This is a genomic window from Paenibacillus qinlingensis, from assembly GCF_013204845.1.
Classification (GTDB): Bacteria; Bacillota; Bacilli; order Paenibacillales; family NBRC-103111; genus Paenibacillus_E; species Paenibacillus_E qinlingensis.
The window spans coordinates 26,915-47,775 of the sequence record NZ_JABMKY010000026.1; the positions used below are offsets into that span (position 1 = coordinate 26,915).

Genomic DNA, 20,861 nt, shown 5'->3' on the forward strand with positions numbered 1-20,861 from the left:
TTCTTTCCTCCTTGTATGTGTATCAAGTATGATCTCTATTCATCCCATCCTTTAATTTGTTTTCTTTCTAGGTTATCACCTATCACCCCCCTTCCAGTCTGCCGTTCCCTACAGAACGATGGATCCACCGCTTTGTAACATATGACGAAGAGACTGAACATCCACAGTGGCAAATCCCTTCTCTTCGGTAAGCGCAATGTAAGCCGCAACACCCGCAGCTTCACCCAATTGATTCATATTGACCATGACTCGCACGCCGCCGAAAGCTTCCTCATCAATGTCCAACATCCGGCCTGCAACAATCACATTCCTATACGGACCCTCAGGTAGTAAACTGCGATACGGAATCTGATAAAAAGTAGGATTATGCTGGGTCGGCTCCCGCCATCTTCCAATCTCTTTCGGATAACCAGGCCGGATATAGGCTTGCTCACCGTCTAAATATTTGAAGGTAATACCTGGCTTATCCTGATGATGAATATCGATACGATAACTCCCATTCGCAACGGCATCATCGAATCTTCGACCATAGAGTACGTCCTCTCCCGTCAGTTGATAGTGACACCCAATATGGCGGGTTTCACGTGTCCCAATGTAAGAAGGAAGTGACACAAGCGACATCCTGTCACCATGGCCATACTTATGGACAAGATCCATAATCGCCCTCACTTGACGGCGCCCCTCCATTTCGCTATAAGTCAATGCCTCGCCATCTGCGCTGTTGGCATGGTATACACGCGTACCTGCATACATGTGAACATCCTGAGCCCCTGGAACCTGCGTCCCCCATCCAAAACCTTCTGGAATCCCAAACTCGTCTTTATGTTTCAACAACAAGTACGGTAAGTCGATCCCTTCTGTCCCTTGCTCCCATCCGCTGATCTTTGCACATGCTGTGGAAGGTTGAAAATGAGGTGAAAGTCTCTGTGCGATTCCTAATCGGTCACAAAGATCCCCATCCCCAGTCGCATCTATAAATAACTTCGCTTTAATTGCCCCGCGACCCGACTTATTTTCAACAATAGCTCCCTGTAGTTCGCCACTTACAACATGGGGAGAAACAAACATCGTGTGTAAATAAGCCTTCACGTTTGATTCCTGAACCAGGCGATCTAACTCAATCTTCAGCTCTTCCGTGTTGAGCATATACCCCGCGGAATGATTCTTCCTTTCCTCTATGACCCCGCCCACACGATCTAGCCGCTCTATGGTTTCGAGGGTTAAGCCGGCAATGATTTGTTGATCAAATTCTGTATTTTGCAGCGAATGCCAAATGTTAACCAAGCCCGATGTCGCTACACCGCCGAAAGCGTTCTGTTTCTCAATAATAACGACACGTGCTCCTAGACGAGCAGCTCGCACAGCAGCAAATACGCCCGTACAGCTTCCCCCTAATACACATATATCCGCTTCATAAAAGATAGGAATTTCCCTTGCTTCCTCACGTAATAGCATTCTCTTCATCTCCAACTCCATAGTTATATAAGCATGAATGAATACGCAAAAGAATTGAACCAAGCTTATTCGCTTGGCTCAGTTCCCTTTTTTGCCTACTATTCAGCGACTAGTTACGAGTGATTACTTCTTTTTTGTAGCGAGAAACTCATCAAATTGCTTCTGTTTCTCAGTAAGGATTTTATCAACACCTGCAGCCTTCAATTTCTCGAGATATTTCGGAAGAATCGAATTGGGATCAACGGCACCGGTATTTAAAGCGCCAGAAAACTCAACTTTCACGGAAGTCGTTGCAGCAATTTCATTTTTAACGGCAGCCGTATCAAACGTAAATCCTACAGCAACTGAAACAGCGGCTTTCTTATTGAATTCGCGAAATTTATTCCACTTCTCTGGATCTTCATTCTTCCATAAGTAATTCAAAAACTGACTACCGAACATCCAGGCTGCACCAGGCAAATATTTATTGCTTTTCGGATCGTTACCAGGTGCGATATCAATGACATTATCGTTTACTTTCACATAGTGCACGCCCTCGATACCGAAATCGAGTAAATTCAGTAAGTATTTATCCGTATGGAGCAAATTAATAAACATCATGGCGCGCTCAGGGTCTTTACTAGTTTTCGATATTGCGAGCATGGAGCCAGAAGCCGTTGATGAGCTGGTCCATGTCTTCATCGTCTCGGCCTGCACAAACGGATAGCTTGAGGCTAAACTAACTTCTGCATCCTTACCTGGTTTGAGCGGCGTAACAATGGCAAATACATTGCCTGCTTTCACTTGTGTTTCTGGTGCATTTTTCGTCGTTGGCGCGTCTTTGTTGATGTATCCTTTTAAGAACCAGTCGTGAGTCAAATCTATAAGTTCTTTATCTTTCTGCTGTTCTTGCGTGAGGACAACCTTCGTACTCGTAAGCGTTCCATCAATAGCCCCGAAGGAAGTCGCCCCTCCCATGTAATCCCATGTGTTTAGATGCTGTACCAGATTGTTCCCACCATCGAGATACAACGGAATCATATTCGGTTCATTCTCTTTAATAATCTTCAGAAATGGCTCCAGATCCCTTTCTGATTTAAGTGTAGAAAGGTCCATTTTATATTTCTCTACCAAGTCTTTTCTCAGTAAGAATCCGCCTGAAGTGGCCATTTCTTTATTTGTAGGCACAGCATAGATTTTCCCCTTAATTCTCGCACCATCGAGCGCACTTTGACCTAGTGTTTCTTTAATGCCCTTGCCATACTTATCAAGTAAATTTTTCTCTTCCAGGTCAATGAAAGCTCCCTTTGTTACATTGGTGGCGTATGAGTTCCAATTGGCTGCAAACAGAATGTCCATCGGTTCACTAGAGGCAATCATTAGATTAACCTTATCTCCCCAAGAACCTGAAGAAATCGGAGTAATATCGATCGTTGCATTGATTTTTTTAGTCAAATATTTATTCATTTCTGCTACAACAAGGGCTTGATCTTTTTGAACCTCACCAGGGTAAATCAATTTAATTGTGTAGGGTGAGAGTTGCGGTTCTGCTGTAGGGCTAGATGAGGATGGAGCGGCTGAAGATGCTGTTTCCTTACTATTACTGCTACAACCCGTTAAAAAAATGGCAAGAACCATACTAACGGATACGGCCAACAGACTTGCTTTTTGAATCCTTTTCATGCGAATCCTCCCTTTTGTTTGTATACAATTTGATATAAATTACGTAGCCAAGGCTAGATTCAGCCTTTTACAGAGCCTACAGTCAAGCCTTTAATGAAAAACCTTTGAAAGAAGGGATATGCAAACACAATCGGACCCACGCCTATGACACACATGGCCATTCTCACGCTTTCGGTTGGTAGATTCATGCTTCCACCTGCTTGCGTAAATCCTTGCTGCGCTTGGATATTGGTCGTCATAAACTGAATATTCAGCATGGCTTTATACATTAAGTACTGGATGCTTATCGTTGTATTATCCGTAATAAAAACGAGACTTAGAAACCAATCATTCCAGTAGTTTAGCGTGCTGAACAAGGCAACAGTAGCTAGTACCGGCAAGGAAAGCGGCATTACAATGCGGCTAAAAATAGTCGTTTCACCAGCACCATCTATCCTTGCAGATTCGATCAAAGCAGGTGGAATTGTCGTTTGAAAGAACGTACGTATAACCAGTACGAAAAAGGGTGAGATCAGCAAAGGAATAATTAACGCCCAGATGCTATTCTTTAGATCAAGGAACTGCGTGTAGACAAGGTACCAGGGTACCAGACCACCATTAAAGAGCATGGTGAAAAACATCAAAAACGTAAATATCCTTTTATGTGGAAAATCATTACGTGAAATGGGATATGCGAACAATGACATAATAATGACACTGATAGCGGTACCTGCCACGGTAACAAGGATCGATATACCATAGGATTTCACGATCTGATTGATGTCCAGAAACATAAATCTATAAGCCTCTAAACTGAAGTGTAACGGTAGAAATCGATACCCATCCGTCAGGACTGACTTTTCTTCTGAAAAGGATACGGAGAGAACAAGGATTATGGGCAATAAGCAACAAATGCTGTACATCCCAAAAAACAAGCTAATGATCATATTCGCCTTACGAGATATTGCGTTAATGGGATTAAATGACGGAGCCTTATGGGGCTTAACCGTTTCTATCACTTCCAAGCATGCCACCTCCTTTATTTAAAATAGTGCGTTTTCTTTATTAATTTTTCTAACAATATAGTTAGAGAAGAATACCATCACAAAGCCTACAAGTGATTGATAGAGTCCTGCTGCAGTGGACATTCCAATGTCTCCCAACGTAATAAACGTGCGATATACATAGGTGTCGATGACATTCGTCGTGGAGAATAAAGAACCTGAATTCAGTGGTACTTGAAAGAATAATCCGAAGTCCGTATAAAAAATTCTGCCAATCGCTAGCAATGCTAGAATAACAATGATTGGAACAAGCGATGGGAGCGTAATATGGATCATTTGTTTCCATTTACTAGCTCCATCGAGTGTGGCCGCTTCGTAATACTCTTGATCGATACCAATGATGACAGCTAAGTACATAACCGTTGAATAACCAATCGTTTTCCACGTGTGAACAAATGACAAGATATATGGCCAATACTGAGGCTCGCTATACCATGAAATCGGTTTCAGACCGATGAGCGGTAGAAGCGTGTTATTAATGAATCCGTGCTCCGTGCCCAAGAAGCCAAAAACTAAATAACTCGTCACAATAGCAGATAAAAAATAAGGGAGAAACATCGTGCTTTGGAAAAACTTCGAAAGGAGACGGCTTCTTAATTCGTTCAACATAATGGCAAATGATACGCCTATGACGATATTAAGAACGATAAAGAGCGCATTATACAGCAAGGTATTGCGTGTAATAATCCATGCATCGTTCGTTTTAAACAGATACGTGAAATTATCCAATCCTATCCATGGACTTCCTAGAATGCCATCCGTCAAATTGATGTTCTTAAAAGCAATGATAATTCCGAACATGGGGAGATAGTTATTTATGAGTAAGACTATAGATGCTGGCATCAGCATCAAATAAAATACCCAATAGGTTCGAATTGTTTTCACTGGCATGCCTCCTGTATGGCTGGTTGATAGCTTAATTATAGGAGGAGGTTCCTTGTGAAACTATCCGATACGTGACCTGTTAGCTAACACTTTAATGACATGCTTGATTAATCTGCATCGTCCGATGATTTCACCATTTTGCGGTAATCTTGCGGCGTGAAAGAAGTTAATTTTTTGAACATTTTCCCAAAATGTGAGAAGTGAGAGTAACCGACTGCCTCCGCCACCGTAGAGATTTTTAGACTTGTTTCCTCCAATAACCTTTTGGCTTTGTCGATGCGGATCTGCAAGATATAATCGGCTAGTGATAACCCCGTTTCTTTCTTAAACAACCGTGATAAATACGCTGGATTCAAATGAACATACTGGGCAATGTCTTCACGCGTAAATTCCAAACTAATATTTATTTCCATATACTGCTTAACAGATGCAATGACTCCGCCATTGTCGCTATCGCTCTCTTGGTTAAAGTAATCCATGCCTATAGCCGCGATACGCTTCGCCCAAAGACTGAAATGGACCATCGAACGAATGGCTTGGGATTCGCTGCTCAGATCCCTTAGAGAATAAATATTGTGTATGGAATACCCTAGACTATGAACCGTGTTATAGATCATATGGATATATCCGTGATAGAACGCTTCTAACGATTCCGGTGGGATCACTTCATGTTTCCATCGTTCCACAACTTGATCCAACTTGGTATACAGCTCGGTCTTTCTCCCTGTTTCAAATAACAAGGACCATTCACCAAAATCAAGCAGCGGTATGACCGTAACAACATCACGGCGCATATGTTCAAATTTGAATACGACACAGCCCACTGTCATAATATTATTGCGTTCCAACTTCAATAGATCACGATACTCCGATACCAGACCATTTAGCTCTACGGAGTCACCGACATAACAGGACATACTGCATTCGAAATATTGGAAGCACATGTCCAAATAAAGCTGACAGCGGCGCTGCAGCTCATCGTGTGATAACCTCTCTAGACCATTATCGTAGAGCAATACTACATGGCCGCCGCTGCTGTCTTGAATGACATGCCCACTCCGATTATTCAGAATGATTTCCGCAGCGACATTGCGCACAGCGTAACCCATAATTTCCTCATCACGTACGCTCATCTCTTCTTTCCAATGTTCAATATTGATGACAATCGGGGTTATCGAATCCGTTACTGACAGCGGAATCTGATACAGGTCAAGGGCAACTGCTGTCCGTTCGGAAACTAACGAAATACGCTCATTCAGCACATCTTGCCAGAAACGCTCAACCATTAACGGTAATTGAACAAACCACTCTTTATAATACTTTTCCAAAACTTTGCCGTACTGCTTCTGCTCATTGCTCTCGCGAACAACGCCAAGGGCATTAGCTACAACTTGCTCCAATTGTTCATTCTCGACAGGCTTAAGCAAATATTCAAAGCTGCCAAGATGCACCGCCTGTTGAGCAAATTGAAAGTTGGCATGGCCGGATAAGAAAATGGTTTGGGTCATTGGCGAGTATTCTTTCACCCATTCGAGTAATTCTAAGCCACTTTTCCCAGGCATATCGATATCTGAAATCATGATATGAATGGGATGCTGAGTAAGTATCTCAATGGCGGTTTCAACATCATACGCTTCAAACACTGCATCAAAGGCCCCCCAATTGATCGACTGCGTAATGCCTTTTACTGTATACATTTCGTCGTCCACTACCAAAAGGTTATACACGTTCATCTTCCCCTTTATTTAGACTTTCCTTTATGAAAGGAAACCTCATTTGCACCGTTGCGCCACCATCCGGGCCATTAAACAACTTGATTTGAGCCTGCCCTTTGTACACAATCTTCAATCGACGAATTACATTCCATATCCCAATATGGTTCTCATCTCCAGCATCTATATTGGCCTCACTCGACAACAAATAGGTTAGCATCTCATCCGTGAATCCAACCCCGTTATCTTGAATACGAATATCAAAACACAGCTCTGGATCTAAAGGATCCGGCGTTGCCACAATATGGACGCGAAATTTTTCTCCTCTTTTCTGAAACCCGTGAATAATCGCGTTTTCAACAAATGGTTGAATAATAAGGGCTGGAATTTCAAAGGTTTTATACACATCTGGAATTTGTATACTTGTCTCCAACACATCTGGGAACCGCAATTGCTGGATTTCTAAATAATTACGGATATGCTTTACCTCCTCCTCGAGGGTAATGAAATTCCGATTGTTCTGCATGATAAAACGAAAATACTCAGCTAAATGCATCGTCATTTTCTGCACCGTTTTATAATCTTTCAGTGCTGCCAAATAATAAATGATATTCAATGTGTTCAAGTAGAAATGAGGATTAATCTGCATTTGCAGATGCTTCATCTCTGCGGTTTGAGCTCGTAGCTTTTCCTCGTATACATGAATCTTTAGATGTTTAATTTGGGAAATCATATCATTGAATGATCCGATCAAAGAGGCAAATTCATCAACCCGACTTTCCTTTAATCGAATCTCAAGATCGCCCTGCGCGATTTTCCGCATACCATTCATTAAATTGGCCATCGGCAGAAAAAAAGCTCTGCGCAGAAACAATAAATAAACGGAGAGAATGAGAAGACTTCCAATCGGTATAAAGTAAAGCGCAGTTTGAAAAAAGGGAAGGTTTTGAAGCAAGGATTTCTCTGAAATGACAGAAATAAAGGATATCGGTACCCATGCGGATTTGCTGCCAATAACGAGGTAATTCTGTTTATTTTTTTTATCTTTGATGATCTGGTACGATTTATCGGCCAGTTCTGCCATCAACTTAGGAAGCGTTTCTGACTTGGAAATATGCCACTCATCGTTCGAAAGAATTTGTCCCTCGTCGGATACAATGTAATACCTTTCATCAACGTTCCCTTTGTTGTCTTGCAATGGCGCCATCATCGTACCCACATTAATCCAAGAGCCCATATAGATGTCATCATTTACGCTCACTATTTTAACGATGGCAAAGCCGGCGGTCGTTTGGACCACCTGCCAACTTTTCAATTGTTGTGGGGAGATGTTTTGAACGAAGCGAGGGATCTCCTGATTAATGACTCTCGTTATTTCCATCGAGGTATCTTGTACAGCGAATATCAAATCTTCGTTTTTCTGAGAATACACAAAAAAAGCATCAATTGTATTATAAAAGCCAATATCTTTCGTAAGCTTGTTGGTAATACTAACTTTGTTCAGGACATATTCATCGCTATCTTTCGCGTAATCCCTCAATAAATAAATATCTTGCTCTTTATCGAGATACTTATAGATATAATTACTAGCTTCCTTCATGGCTCTATCTGCCTGTAAAACAAACGTGTACAGCACACTGCTTTTGGAATTGGATATTTGATTGTGCAGAACGGTCATAGAGTAATAATTGCTGTAGAACAGAAAGATGACTAACGGGGCTGTTGTTAAAATAAACCAAATAATAATCTTTTTTCTCAATGAATTGCTCATGACTATTCAACTCCTGCCGAAAAGGCACTAACCCGTCCAACACAGAAATCGCGCGTTCTGGGATAGTGCCTCCAAGTCACCAGATCATTTTACATTTTGCAATGTACTTACTTAATCAAACCTTTTTCCTTAAAAGCCTTTTCGGCCTCATCCACATACTTCTGTAGTTGGTACGTCGTGTTCAACGTTTTCACAAAATCGTCGAACTGGTCGATCGGGCGTTTTCCATAGATAAATTTAATGATTTCTTCATTCTCGAAACGATCCTTATCGGATTTGTTTAAACCTTCAGGAAGCTTGGAGAAATTGTTATACACTTTGATGTACGGCAGGTTGATAGCAAAATCGATGTATTCTTTTTGTTTAGGGAATTTCGTATACAAGTAGGGCAGTTCATCACGGCCGGTCAACTGCAACTGGAACGTCGTTCCAAGCTCAGACACGGCAGGAAGCGGTTTGATGGCATCGCCTTCTTTGGTATAATGCGTTCCTTCAAAACCGAACATGACCAAATTCTGACCTTCGCCTGCTCCTGTGATGTAATCCAGGTACGCCAACGCTTTCTCTAATTTTTCTGGAGTTTTCTCAAGTGCTTTCGGAAGAGCAATACGCCAATCCGCTGCGCTGTTGTCAAACGCTCCGTTAAACTTACCTCCAGGTCCAACTGGCGGCTCTATCGTTATGAATTTGGCATTGGGATTCGTGTCTGTCGTAAGCTTCACGAACTCATCCTTGAACATATCCGACCAATTTGAGTAAATAACACCAACTTGACCTTTCTGAGCTTTGGTTGGTGCCGCATTGCCTTTGTTGGTAAGAATATCTGGATCGATGGCGCCAGAACTATAAAGATCATTGATAAATTTGAGCGCTTGCTTCATTTCCGGCTGAGTGGTGGAATAAACCACTTTATTGTCTTTAACCGTTAAATTCGCTTCCGCCGATGATGCTGTACCGTAGCTAGCGCCAAAAGCTCCCAAGAAGGGTGCAAACACATCTAAGCCTGTACCCGTCAGTCCGTAGGTGTCTTGCTTGCCGTTCCCATCTGGATCCTTATCATGAAAGGCCTTAATGACTGTCGCCAATTCGTCCAGCGTTTTAGGAATCGGCAAATTGAGTTTATCCAGCCAATCCTTCCTTAACATTAGGGTTCGATAAGGAACCGCTGCCCGCTTAGGGAGCGTCATTTGCTTGCCATCGACTTTACCTTTGGTTAAATCGGCTGCACTGTAGGCTTTTTTGACATTCGGCATTTTATCCATGTAACTGGTTAAGTCTAGAATCGCCCCTTGCTTGGAAAATTGCTGCATTTGGTCATTACTGACGGTGAAAACATCCGGCACATTCCCAGCGGCAATGCGGACGTTGATTTGATTTGCGTATTCATTGTTATTGCTGGTTTGCATCACGTTGAAATCGAAATCCACACCGAGCTTTTTGCCGATTTCAGCTTGAATTTTCTTATCGACATCACTTAACCCCGTTCCGCCAATCAGCACACTAAGTTTAACTGGTGTCGTTGATTTGGGGGATGCAGCTGGCGCTGCAGTTGCACTGTTAGGTGCTGTTGTACCACCTTCTGTCACAGACTCCGTCTTTCCACAGCCACTTGCTACGATACTGAACGACAAACCGATAACCGCACATAGCTTGAATGAAACTTTCATAGAAACATCTCCCCTTATGATCTTTAATATATGTTAACTGTTATCCCTTCACTGCGCCAATAAGCATTCCTTTGGTGAAATACTTTTGAATGAAAGGATAAACAATGACAATCGGAAGTGCCGTTAGGATAACGCCTGCCATTTGCAACGTTGTGGAGGGAACTGTATTCTCCAAATTAATTTCTGCTGACATAGACGAGGTTAAAATGCTTCGCAACACTACTTGCAGTGGGTATAACGATTCATCCGTTATATATAAAATAGAGCTAAAAAACTCATTCCAATGCATAACCCCATAGAAGGTACTGATTGTAGCAACTACGGGTACAGACATGGGCAAAAGAACACTGACCAAAACTCGGCTTTCCGATGCCCCATCTATCCTTGCCGCTTCCATAATTTCTTCTGGAATATTCTCAAAGAAAGTCTTTGTAATGAGGAGTGAAAAGGTTCCTACTGCTGATGGGATAATCATCGACCATACGGAGTTCAACAATCCAGTCTCTTTAACGATAAGATAGGTAGGAATAATACCTCCATTGAACATCATCGTGAACAAGATCAGAAAGAGAATGATTGATCTCCCAGGCAGTGTTTTCTTACTTAGGGGATAGGCCATGAGCACCGTAAGTAAGACGTTTAATGCGGTTCCGACGATTGTTACAAATAAGGAAACTCCAAATGCTCTTGGGATCGTTGCATCCTTTAGAAATAGTGCATACGCTTCGAATGAGATATGCTTCGGAATGATGAGGAAGCCGCCATTTTTCATGACTTCACTGAATGGTGTTAGTGACATGGATAACACATATAACAAAGGAAATATAAAACAGACAGCCATAAGTAAGAGAATGACATAAATAATGCCTTCAAAAAATCGTTCCTTCCAATCCATCACCATATGCTTCCACCTGCTCGCTTTGCTAACGTGTTCGCACCAAGGACTAAGATCAGTGCAATAATTGATTTGTAGAGCCCTACGGCTGCACCCAAGCTAAAATTGAATTGTTCTAAACCAGTGCGGAAAACCCAGGTATCGATAATATCGACTTTTTCATACACCTGAATGTTGTACATCACGTAAATTTGTTCGAATCCGGCATCTAAAATCGTGCCAAGACGAAGGATCAGCATCAGAATAATGACATTCCGAATGCCTGGCAATGTGATGTGCCAGATCATTCTAATCCGCCCTGCACCATCTACCCTAGCCGCTTCATACAAAGTAGAATCAATGCCGGCGATGGCTGCCAAATAAACAATGGTGCCCCACCCTAGATTTTGCCAAATATCCGTTCCTACAATTAAAGATCGAATCCATTCATTCGACGTTAGAAAGGGTATTGTTTTCAGGCCGGAGTTTTTCAACATCATATTTATCAGTCCATCTGCCTCCGAGAACAAGGCCAAGGAGATCCCGAAAATAATAACCCACGAAATAAAATGCGGCATATACATTATGGACTGAATGACATTTCTGAAAGCCTTCCAGCGGATCTCGGATAATAGAATGGCTAATATAATGGAAGGCGGTACAAGCCAAAAGAGCTTGTATACACTAATGAGCATCGTATTGGCCATAATTTGTGTAAAATACGGAGAATCATAGAAATATTTAAAATGCTTATACCAGGGATTCGCCCAGGGACTGTGCCAAATCCCGCCTGATATATTGAAATCTTTAAACGCAATGACGGCGCCCCCCATCGGTACATATTTAAAAATGAAATAATACAGCAGGCCTGGCAGCAACATGAAGTAGTGTACTTTATGAAGTATGATTCGCTTGTACATAGGACTCACCTTTCTTTGTTTGATCTTGCTTGCATGCTTCGAATCCGTTGATACCCCTTACTCTATGCGTTCGATAAAAAGTTGTATAGTTCTTAGTTTGAAGACAGTTCTAAGAATAACGTAACGTCAAGTTCTCCTTTTCACACTAGGTTTTCAATCTCATGAAACCCGCCTCGATGATTGCTTTCTGACAGGACTGCTGAGACAATGAAACTAGCGCACAAGATATCAGAAGAGTTGTTTGGAGGCTGTCAGCGATGCTAAAACGGATTCATTTCAAAGAATTGTACATGCGTATTTTCTTTATCATCGGGTTGGTATTTGTCGGTATGGCTCTGCTTTACTCGCTTTTCCTCACCAATCAAATTTCGAAATATGCGATAAATGAAGTAAACGGAAGCACGGCTGTTAAACTTAATCATTTTAAGAGTACGATGGAGATCACGCTGCGAAAGTTAAAAGTAAGCTCTATTCAGCTCTATCAGGATCGGAATATTGGCTATTGGCTCACGGCTACCTCGAAGGATTCTTATTTGAATCATCTCGTTGATTTGAAAATTGGTGAATTTCTAAGTACAGAGAGGCTCATTCAGGATGTGTATTTATTCAATCTGTCTTCTCGTGAAGTCTTCTCGGCAAAAAGCGGACCGGTCCCATTCGATAACTTTCCCGATCAAGCCATGCTTCAGCAAGTTGTCAATCAAACGATGCAACCTCTTAATTTCTCTAAAGTGACCTTCATGGGGCAGACGGAGTTGACACTATCTCTTCCTAATGGTGGCATCGACCAAACGCCAAATGGCCGCCTTATGATTATTCTAGATAAAACTTTTCTCGCTGAGGATCTTCTGCTAAGCAATAATGAGTTCGAAGGAAAGTGGTTCGTGGTTGATAAAGACCAGAACGTGCTTATGGGAGATGTTAGAGCATCTAACGCAGGTGACATCATACATGCAGGAAATCAATGGCGATCAGACGGGCAAGATTGGGGTGTTCAGTCCATTACTTTCTCGGATGAAGTCTGGCAACTGTTCCTGTTATCCCCTCAGGGTATCTGGAAAAATAAACTATTGATACTTAATTTCAAAGTATTAGGCTCTTTTTTCCTCATGATCGCCCTATTGCTAGTCGTTCTTTATTTCTTATCTAAACAAAATTACAAACCTTTAACGGAGATTCTGGGTAAAATTCGTATTTATACCACAGGATTGAAACTGCCAGAGAATACACTTTCCATTTCCTCCTTTCACACGGAATTCAAGTTAGGGATTGATACGTTGGTTCACCGCATCGAAGAACAAAATCGCTCACTTAAAAACAATGATTCCATCGTCAAAGATGAACTGCTAAGGCAGTGGATCTTAAGCGATGCCGTAGGTCCCTCCTTACGGGAAGACCTTCAACAGAAGCTCACCATACGGTTAAACAAGCCGATTCGTTTAGCTGTTTGTCGCATCGAGGATTATACGGCCTTCTGTCAAACGTATAACTTTCAGTCCCGAAAATTACTTAAATTTGCTATACAGAACGTGATTGAAGAAGTCCTTCGAACGTATGGGTTAAAAGCAGAAACCTCTGATCTTGGGAGCGATCATGTCGTCATTGTGCTCTCTGTTCCTGATACGCAGAAGCTAAGTGAACCAGATCTCCTAGCTATCCTTGTAGACACTAAACATCACGTCCTGCAATGGATTAAAGTCGCCATATCCATTGGAATTAGCGACCCTATTGATTCAGCTGAAAATATCCATCATATCTATCGAATGACGTATGAATTAACTGAAATCTCCTTTATTACAGGAGAAAGTGCCATCTATACGCCACAAGACAGAAAAGAAACGTATATCAAGGCCTCATTCGACGGGTTGGATACGGAGCAAATAACAGCGTTTATTCAATCCATTCGAATTCGAGATACCGATGCCTTGCAACGACAGCTTCAGCACTTGTTCAATCAGTTGCAAGACTTACCCGCTGAAGAAAGCAAGCTCCAGCTCATACAACTTCTGTATGTATTCCAGAAATCATTTAAACAATTGAATACGCCTGGGGGTATGGTGGGCATACGCAACCAGTTGGATCAGTTTAATAATTTGAAAGAAGTACATTTGTGGGTTGAAGAGACACTTATGAATCTAATTGAGCAAATGTCCAATCGACGTACACAGAAGGAAGATATTTTCCCTGAAATTGTAGAATATATATCTAATCATCTGCATGATGCCATGCTGACCATTGATGATATCGCCAATCATGTGAATTTTTCAGTCAATTATCTTCGAGTCATATTTAAAGAACAAAATGATATCTCCATCTCTGATTTCATCCTCGAGCGACGCATTGAGAAAGTGAAAGAATTGCTGCTCAAAACCAAATGGTCGATTGCCGAAATCTCCTCCCAGTCTGGCTTTCAGTCCAAGAGTCATTTCTTTACTGCCTTTAAGAAAGGCACTGGCATGACGCCTAGCCAGTATCGTGATGAACATACACAGCCATAGACCAATAAAGTCCAAGGAGTCGTGCAAATAACAGGACTCCTTGGACTTTATTCATACACCCTGACTTCATAAACAGCCGCGCTGGGATCACCATTGGTCTCATGAATGAGGACTCTTATCTGTGTTGTATGAACGGCTTGAGCGAGACGATGAATTCGTTTGCGATTGTAATTATTATCCACCCGGTCCAAAGTAGCCCAACCATTTGCTATCCATGCTTGAAGTTCATAAACTTTCACGCATTGCGGGTCCTGGTTAAATGGGGAGTAAAAGCGATAATCGCGCAATAAATTACCTGCGAAGGTAACTTCTACCTGCGAGATTACTTGCTCCTCGCGCCACGTTAATCCAATCCACTGGGGCATCGATTCCGAAGGGGATGAACGCCAGAGATTCGTACTCTTATAAGGCCGTGTAACGCCGCTTAGAACATTTTCTGGCGGATAGCTACTTTGTTCAGGTTCAATTTGGAAAGCCAATGTTTCACCGTTTTCATACCTTCGCATAAGCCCATTGTCCATATCCGATGCAGCTACCATCCCTGGTACAATATTGGCAGCTTTATGCCAGTAAAGATGTGGATGGGCAGCGATGTCTAAACGGATAAAGCCTGCAGATTGTTTAAGCCCCGGTGTCATATTCATTTCCCAGCGAATCCATTGAAGCCTGCCAGGTGGAACTGCAAGTTTGGTTTGAGCGAGTTTAGGCTCAATATCCGTTGCATAGTCCCAAATGTGTTGGACTGCTACAATTGAAGCCTCGACCCACTGTATCTGTTCAGTAGGATTGCTTAAACAAACGGAGAGAGCCTCCACTTCCTCTGTGCCTATGGCAATCCACTGACCTCGTTTCTCACTTAAATGCTCGCTCTCATCAAGTGTGTGACACTCGTTACTTACCTGTTTCGGTTCGACTCGACGAAGTCTCGCCTCACTACTTGCCGTAGGAGTTGCCGTTCTAGCCAGATCGAACGGATCCGCATTGGACTCATGCAGTAAGAAACAATCGTCTCTTATCAGCCTTTGTTTAAGCTCCTTTATCGTAGTTGCCGACAAAGCTGACAGGCTTTCCCCTTGGATAAGCGCAACAGCAGCAGCCGTCCCTGCCGCTTGACCTAGCAACGCGGTCGTCCCCATCACACGGCTGCTTCCCAATGCCACATGCGATGCGCTAATATTACGCCCTGCCATCAATAAATTGGATACATCCTTGGCAATCAAACTTCTTAGGGGTATTCCGTATGGAGCGATATAGCTCTTCTTCATATAGGCTGAATCCTCGCCCTCTGCGACCGATTGCTCACTATATTCGGCAAGTAGTCCACCTGATTTATGTAAATCAATATACCAGCCTCCGAAAGCAACTTCATCTTCAAATGCAGGCTGATTCACAAGATCTGCTTCCGTTAAGAGGTAGTGCCCCATAATTCGGCGGCTCTCACGTTTGCCTGGAACTTGCCCAATCCAGTCAAGTGCATAATGCTTAGACTTTTCCATCAGTTCAGGATCCTTATTTTTCATAAAATCCCATATGCCCATCACATGCCGCGTTAACTCATGCCGAATCGTTTCATTTTCAGTGATCGTATTCCAGGGCACACCTAGCTCAATCCACCAAAATCCGCCCTCTGGATCATGAGGAACGCGGCCTCCCTTATAAAATACATCGGGGTTATCATAGTGAAAGGCCCATGCTGGCGCTTGAAAAGGTACAGGTTTTCCCATATCTTTGGCACGAAAATGAATCGAGCTGCCCATCACGTCAGCGCTTGCTGTTGGCGGCGCATGGTGTTCACCGAATTCCTCTTGTCCTTCTGTACCCATTCGCCACTCACAACCAGATAGTTCAGCCAAGATTCCATCCCCTGTACAGTCAATAAATATATTCGCATGTAGGGTAAGTTCAGTCTCTGCGTTTCCAATTCTTGCGTGAATCGCCTTGATCTCCTTGGAATCACCCATCTCCAATGCATACACGGACGTATTTAAATAATGAGAAAGATAAGGCGTACTTATAATTTTGTCATATAAGATCAGATCCCAGACGCTATTAGTTCTGCCATTTTCGCTGTTGGGCTCATGATTCACCGCACGTTCTTCAATCAGCAATTCCGCAATAATGCCAGTCTCTCGCGCATAAGCATTGTAATTCGCCGCTCCCTGTGGAAATACGCGGATTTCAGAAGAACTGTTACCTCCAAATACAGGTCGATCCTGCACAATACAGGTACGCGCACCATGTCTTGCTGCTGCGATTGCAGCACAAATACCAGCTAATCCACCGCCACATACAATCACATCAAAAGATTCATCTCTATGTTGCAACCTTATCCCTCCTATTACTCATTTACTAATTGAACTCACAACATGCTTCAAAGGCTAAGCGTTGATATGGGTTACTGTAATCCTTCATTATTAAAATGTATAGTTCTCAGTTTTATGTTGGTTCTGATAGCAACGAAAACGTAAAAACGAGCGCAAGAAAGAAGGTAATCAATAGATTTCATCCTTCGCAGTTGTTAAGTCACGGTCAATGAAATATTCATTAAAAAGTAGCAAAAGAGGCTCCACGAAGGAGCCTCCTCTTCCTATACATATGTATACGTGTATTCAGCCAATACCTAACGCCCCTGTTGCTCAATTCTATTAAGCCTTTGATCCAACCTTTCCAGCAGGACCTTGATCTCCATATTTTCCTGCTCCGCATGATAATTAATGGCGAAGTCAAGGATCGCCTCCTGCTTATCTTTGGAAGCTTGTCGATTCTGACTCATGAGAATGACTGGAGCTTGGAAGGCAGAGATACAAGAAAGGATAAGATTAAGCAAGATGAATGGGGGTTTATCGAAGGCGAAGCTCATGACATTAATCGACATCCAAATGACTAAGAACAAGCTGAAAAGCAAGATGAACGCCCAACTTCCACCGAACGTTGCAATGTTATCAGCAAGCCGATCAGCCCAAGAACTCTTCTTCTCCTGCTGTTCAATTAAATGCGACTTAATGTTCCCTTTATACGCATTTACGATGGAGGCTATGCGTTCTAATTGGTCATTGTCCAGTTTAAAGTTAGGATCATTATCTAATTCATGAAACAACTTTTCCGAAGTGACATCGCCTGCGGCTTGAGCCCCTTCCTTCTTTTTTCCTATCTCTTTTTCCATCTCCTTGTCCCTTCTTCCCTAAAGCCTTTCCTACTGCAATGTAGCGAGTAGCTTATCATCAAACTCCTTGTCGGATTCCGGATAAGTTAATTCCATGCTTTCTAACGCGGACACGGCAATTTGCAGAACTGCCCAATCCCGATACCAGCGATGGTTAGCAGGGACAATATACCAAGGTGCCGACTCCGAACTGCATTGTTTAATTACATCTTGATAAGCCGCTTGATACTCGTCCCAAGATTCACGTTCAACCAGGTCATTCTTATCGAATTTCCAACGCTTTGTTGGATCCTTGAGTCGATTTCTAAGCTTGGCCAGTTGGAAATCCGGCGAAATATGCAAGAAAATCTTTACTATCTTTACACCACTGCTCTCCAGTAATTTCTCAAAATGTTTGATATGTTTGAACCGTTGTTTGGCTTCCGAATCGTCAATTGATCGATGTACTCGGGTAATCAGTACATCTTCATAGTAAGACCGAATGAACGCTCCGATCATGCCTTTGGCAGGTGTTGCCTTATGTGCACGCCATAGAAAATCATGGGATGCCTCTTCTTCTGTTGGCGTTCGGAAACTTGTTGCTTGGAATCCTTGCGGATGCAGGCTTCCGAGCGCATGTTTCACGACACCATCTTTTCCACTGCAATCCATACCTTGAATGACGAACAAAACGGACCGCTTCTTTTCTGCGTAAAGCATATTTTGAAGAGCTTCCAATCGTTCCCTTAAACGTGCCATATTCGGCTCGATATCATCTCTTTCATGATGAGCATTAGTATCGTTTGGATCTAATTCCGATAAATGCACTTTTTTACCTGGTTCACATCGAAAATCGTTGTTTGGCATACTTGACCTCCTCTACCGTGTTGTCATGTGGTGGTGAAATCACCCATTTTTTCTGCCACGATGGGGTGGGCGAACTCGCCGCGCAAAATAGCTCCTTGTTCCACCACCACTTGTTTGTCCAAAATGACATAATCCAAATAGGCGTTCGCTTCGATCGCGCACTGATGCATTACGATACTATTTTTGATGCTAACGCCTCGATTCACCTTCACGCCTGGAAACAGAATGCTATTTTCCACATAGCCTTCAATGCTGCAGCCAGGTGCAATGAATGAGTTTCGAATTAAGGCTTGATCATGACAAGCCGTTTCCAGTTCCTCCTCTTGCCTAGTATAGACGGAATCATGGTTAATCATGAATTCACGCCAGCCATGTGGTTGCAGGAGATGCATACTATGAGCATAGTAACTATCTACTGAATCCATAATAGCCACATACCCATGATTAGCATAGCCTTGAACATGAATATCGCCTAAGTGGCTCCAGATGACTTCTTTTAAATATCTTTCACTACCCAGCCTCATACTTTGCTCGATTAACTCAATGAGCAAACTCCGTTTCATCACCATCGTGTCCAAATCGATATTTTGCGGTTTCAAGCTTGGTAACGCATGGTAAGTTGGCGCAACACGTATGACTCTGCCCTGATCATTCATTTCTAGGTTATAAGCATGACCAATATGCGCATGACGATCCATCTCCGTTAAATGCTTATAGAGAATGGTAATATCAGCATCATTGTTCAGATGATAATCGACCATATTTTCAAAATTCATATGGTAAATGACACTGCTAGGTGCAAGCAGAATATATGTTTCCGTGCAATTTTTCAAGTAATCAATATGACTGTACAGATGAAATAGATCCCCACGCATATCCTTGGCGAATTGGTAAGGAGGGAGAACCGTTACGCCGCCTTCAGTAGTCGTATTTAAGCCCCAATGATGCCCATCACCCACGTGTTCGAGGAGGGAGTCCGCTTTGCTATTCGCCAAAAGCATAACCTTCTGAATCCCCGAATTGCTCATATTGGAAAGCGCAAAGTCGACCATCCGATAACGCCCTGCAAAAGGCACGGCACCTACACATCGATTGCGTGTAAGTGTAGATAAGTCATCTTGTTCATTCATCAAATTGATCATCCCAAGAACATCCTTCATCGTACACTCCTCCTTAGCTTGGACTACCCAAAGTACACCTGATTGGTCAGCTTGGCCGGAATAACCGCTGGATATTGACGTCTTACCGTTGTTCTCTCAGCAATGGTTGTGATCTCAAAGCCGTCTACCTGACCTACAACAGCTCCATCTTTAATGATAGCGCCTTCTCCTATAATAGCGTTACTTATGAGCACATTCTTACCAATTTGCACACCTGGCATGATGACACTATTAAGTATTCTGCTATTTTCCCCAACCCTTACGTTATCAAATATCACGGAATGGCTGACATTTCCGAAGATCGTCGCCCCATCACCGATAACCGCATTATTGACTCTGGCCGTCAAAGCAACGTGACTCTTCAATAGATTCTTAGTTTTGGTCAATACAGGCCACGTTTCCTGTTCCAATTGCAACTTAGGCGTATATCCCAGTAAATCCATATGGGATTCCCACAGGCTATGAATCGTGCCTACATCTTTCCAATATCCCTCGAACGGATACGCTGATAAATGGGCACCTCCAGCTAGTAGTCCCGGAATGATATTGTGCCCAAAATCATGGTCCGAAGCCTGATCTTTCGCATCTTGTTCCAACGATGATCGAAGAACATCCCAATTGAACAAATACACTCCCATGGAAGCGAGATTACTATCCGGCTTCAGTGGTTTCTCTTCAAAAGCTGTGACCCGGTGGTTTTCATCGGTGCTCATGATCCCAAACCGACTCGCTTCCTCCCATTTCACAGGGGTCACGGATATGGTAACATCCGCACCAGAAGCCTTGTGATGCTCGATCATCGCGCGGTAATCCATGCTGTAGATATGATCACTAGAAATAATTAAGACATAGCTTGGATTCTGTTCCCGGAGGAAATCCAAATTCTGATATATCGCATCAGCCGTCCCCGAATACGCATTAGGCGCGCCAACTTGTCTTTCAAATAGAGAGATCCCCCCTCTATCACTCTTCATCCCCCACGCTTCTCCTGTTCCAATATGAGCATGCAGAACAGCAGGTTTGTACTGCGTCAACACGCCTACTGTGTCAATGCCAGAATGGTGGCAATTGCTCAAAGAAAAGTCAATAATTCTATATTTTCCACCAAAATGGACAGCTGGCTTCGCAATATTTTTCGTCAACGGACTCAGTCTACTGCCCTCACCACCTGCTAAAAGCATAGCTACGCATTCCTGTTTCTTCAC

Annotated in this window: 15 protein-coding genes; 1 reads left to right on the plus strand and 14 read right to left on the minus strand. The window is 42.8% G+C overall.

The window, feature by feature from the left end:
• Positions 1-108 precede the first annotated feature (108 nt).
• From HQN88_RS30855 to HQN88_RS30895, 9 genes are all read right to left on the minus strand, one after another.
• A complete protein-coding gene (locus HQN88_RS30855; protein ID WP_173119524.1) occupies positions 109-1,455 on the minus strand; it encodes an FAD-dependent oxidoreductase in 1,347 nt (448 codons plus the stop codon).
• 123 nt (positions 1,456-1,578) lie between these two features.
• Positions 1,579-3,117 carry an ABC transporter substrate-binding protein gene (locus tag HQN88_RS30860; RefSeq protein WP_173119526.1) on the minus strand — a complete coding sequence of 513 codons (1,539 nt, stop codon included), beginning with the start codon at positions 3,115-3,117 and terminating at the stop codon, positions 1,579-1,581.
• Between the two features lie 59 nt (positions 3,118-3,176).
• The gene (locus tag HQN88_RS30865; RefSeq protein ID WP_337995188.1) at positions 3,177-4,115 is read right to left on the minus strand and encodes a carbohydrate ABC transporter permease; all 939 of its coding nucleotides are present in this window, start codon (positions 4,113-4,115) and stop codon (positions 3,177-3,179) included.
• Positions 4,116-4,139: 24 nt separating this feature from the next.
• Positions 4,140-5,051 (minus strand): ABC transporter permease, encoded by a 912-nt coding sequence (locus tag HQN88_RS30870; protein ID WP_420794171.1) that lies wholly within the window; start codon positions 5,049-5,051, stop codon positions 4,140-4,142.
• 101 nt (positions 5,052-5,152) lie between these two features.
• Entirely contained in the window at positions 5,153-6,772 is a 1,620-nt protein-coding gene (locus HQN88_RS30875; RefSeq protein ID WP_173119528.1) for a response regulator transcription factor, read from the minus strand.
• Entirely contained in the window at positions 6,765-8,528 is a 1,764-nt protein-coding gene (locus HQN88_RS30880; RefSeq protein WP_173119530.1) for a sensor histidine kinase, read from the minus strand. Before HQN88_RS30880 ends, HQN88_RS30875 begins: the two co-directional genes overlap by 8 nt.
• A 107-nt stretch (positions 8,529-8,635) precedes the next feature.
• Complete coding sequence (locus tag HQN88_RS30885; protein WP_173119532.1) at positions 8,636-10,195, minus strand: extracellular solute-binding protein; 1,560 nt, start codon at positions 10,193-10,195, stop codon at positions 8,636-8,638.
• Between the two features lie 40 nt (positions 10,196-10,235).
• Entirely contained in the window at positions 10,236-11,096 is an 861-nt protein-coding gene (locus tag HQN88_RS30890; RefSeq protein ID WP_173119534.1) for a carbohydrate ABC transporter permease, read from the minus strand.
• Positions 11,090-11,989: an ABC transporter permease gene (locus HQN88_RS30895; RefSeq protein WP_173119536.1), complete on the minus strand. Its 900-nt coding sequence runs from the start codon at positions 11,987-11,989 to the stop codon at positions 11,090-11,092. Before HQN88_RS30895 ends, HQN88_RS30890 begins: the two co-directional genes overlap by 7 nt.
• A 257-nt stretch (positions 11,990-12,246) precedes the next feature.
• On the opposite strand from HQN88_RS30895, the gene HQN88_RS30900 reads away from it, so the two are divergent.
• Positions 12,247-14,487: a helix-turn-helix domain-containing protein gene (locus HQN88_RS30900; RefSeq protein ID WP_173119538.1), complete on the plus strand. Its 2,241-nt coding sequence runs from the start codon at positions 12,247-12,249 to the stop codon at positions 14,485-14,487.
• Positions 14,488-14,534: 47 nt separating this feature from the next.
• Here HQN88_RS30900 and HQN88_RS30905 read toward each other — a convergent pair whose 3' ends face one another.
• From HQN88_RS30905 to HQN88_RS30925, 5 genes are all read right to left on the minus strand, one after another.
• On the minus strand, positions 14,535-16,811 hold the full coding sequence (locus HQN88_RS30905) for an FAD-dependent oxidoreductase (RefSeq protein WP_173119540.1): 2,277 nt from the start codon (positions 16,809-16,811) through the stop codon (positions 14,535-14,537).
• A 296-nt stretch (positions 16,812-17,107) separates the two neighbouring features.
• On the minus strand, positions 17,108-17,650 hold the full coding sequence (locus HQN88_RS30910; RefSeq protein ID WP_216855890.1) for a DUF1003 domain-containing protein: 543 nt from the start codon (positions 17,648-17,650) through the stop codon (positions 17,108-17,110).
• 30 nt (positions 17,651-17,680) lie between these two features.
• Positions 17,681-18,496: a PPK2 family polyphosphate kinase gene (locus HQN88_RS30915; RefSeq protein ID WP_173119542.1), complete on the minus strand. Its 816-nt coding sequence runs from the start codon at positions 18,494-18,496 to the stop codon at positions 17,681-17,683.
• A gap of 23 nt (positions 18,497-18,519) precedes the next feature.
• The gene (gene glgD / locus HQN88_RS30920; protein ID WP_173119544.1) at positions 18,520-19,656 is read right to left on the minus strand and encodes a glucose-1-phosphate adenylyltransferase subunit GlgD; all 1,137 of its coding nucleotides are present in this window, start codon (positions 19,654-19,656) and stop codon (positions 18,520-18,522) included.
• 23 nt (positions 19,657-19,679) lie between these two features.
• Complete coding sequence (locus HQN88_RS30925) at positions 19,680-20,861, minus strand: glucose-1-phosphate adenylyltransferase (protein WP_274319303.1); 1,182 nt, start codon at positions 20,859-20,861, stop codon at positions 19,680-19,682.

What these genes read in the sequence shown, in the direction of transcription:
- HQN88_RS30855 (WP_173119524.1), bottom strand. Translation starts at nt 1,455, where the DNA reads ATGCTATTACGTGAGGAAGCAAGGGAAATTCCTATCTTTTATGAAGCG.
- HQN88_RS30860 (WP_173119526.1), bottom strand. Translation starts at nt 3,117, where the DNA reads ATGAAAAGGATTCAAAAAGCAAGTCTGTTGGCCGTATCCGTTAGTATG.
- HQN88_RS30870 (WP_420794171.1), bottom strand. Translation starts at nt 5,051, where the DNA reads ATGCCAGTGAAAACAATTCGAACCTATTGGGTATTTTATTTGATGCTG.
- HQN88_RS30880 (WP_173119530.1), bottom strand. Translation starts at nt 8,528, where the DNA reads ATGAGCAATTCATTGAGAAAAAAGATTATTATTTGGTTTATTTTAACA.
- HQN88_RS30885 (WP_173119532.1), bottom strand. Translation starts at nt 10,195, where the DNA reads ATGAAAGTTTCATTCAAGCTATGTGCGGTTATCGGTTTGTCGTTCAGT.
- HQN88_RS30890 (WP_173119534.1), bottom strand. Translation starts at nt 11,096, where the DNA reads ATGGTGATGGATTGGAAGGAACGATTTTTTGAAGGCATTATTTATGTC.
- HQN88_RS30895 (WP_173119536.1), bottom strand. Translation starts at nt 11,989, where the DNA reads ATGTACAAGCGAATCATACTTCATAAAGTACACTACTTCATGTTGCTG.
- HQN88_RS30900 (WP_173119538.1), top strand. Translation starts at nt 12,247, where the DNA reads ATGCTAAAACGGATTCATTTCAAAGAATTGTACATGCGTATTTTCTTT.
- HQN88_RS30910 (WP_216855890.1), bottom strand. Translation starts at nt 17,650, where the DNA reads ATGGAAAAAGAGATAGGAAAAAAGAAGGAAGGGGCTCAAGCCGCAGGC.
- HQN88_RS30915 (WP_173119542.1), bottom strand. Translation starts at nt 18,496, where the DNA reads ATGCCAAACAACGATTTTCGATGTGAACCAGGTAAAAAAGTGCATTTA.
- glgD (WP_173119544.1), bottom strand. Translation starts at nt 19,656, where the DNA reads ATGAAGGATGTTCTTGGGATGATCAATTTGATGAATGAACAAGATGAC.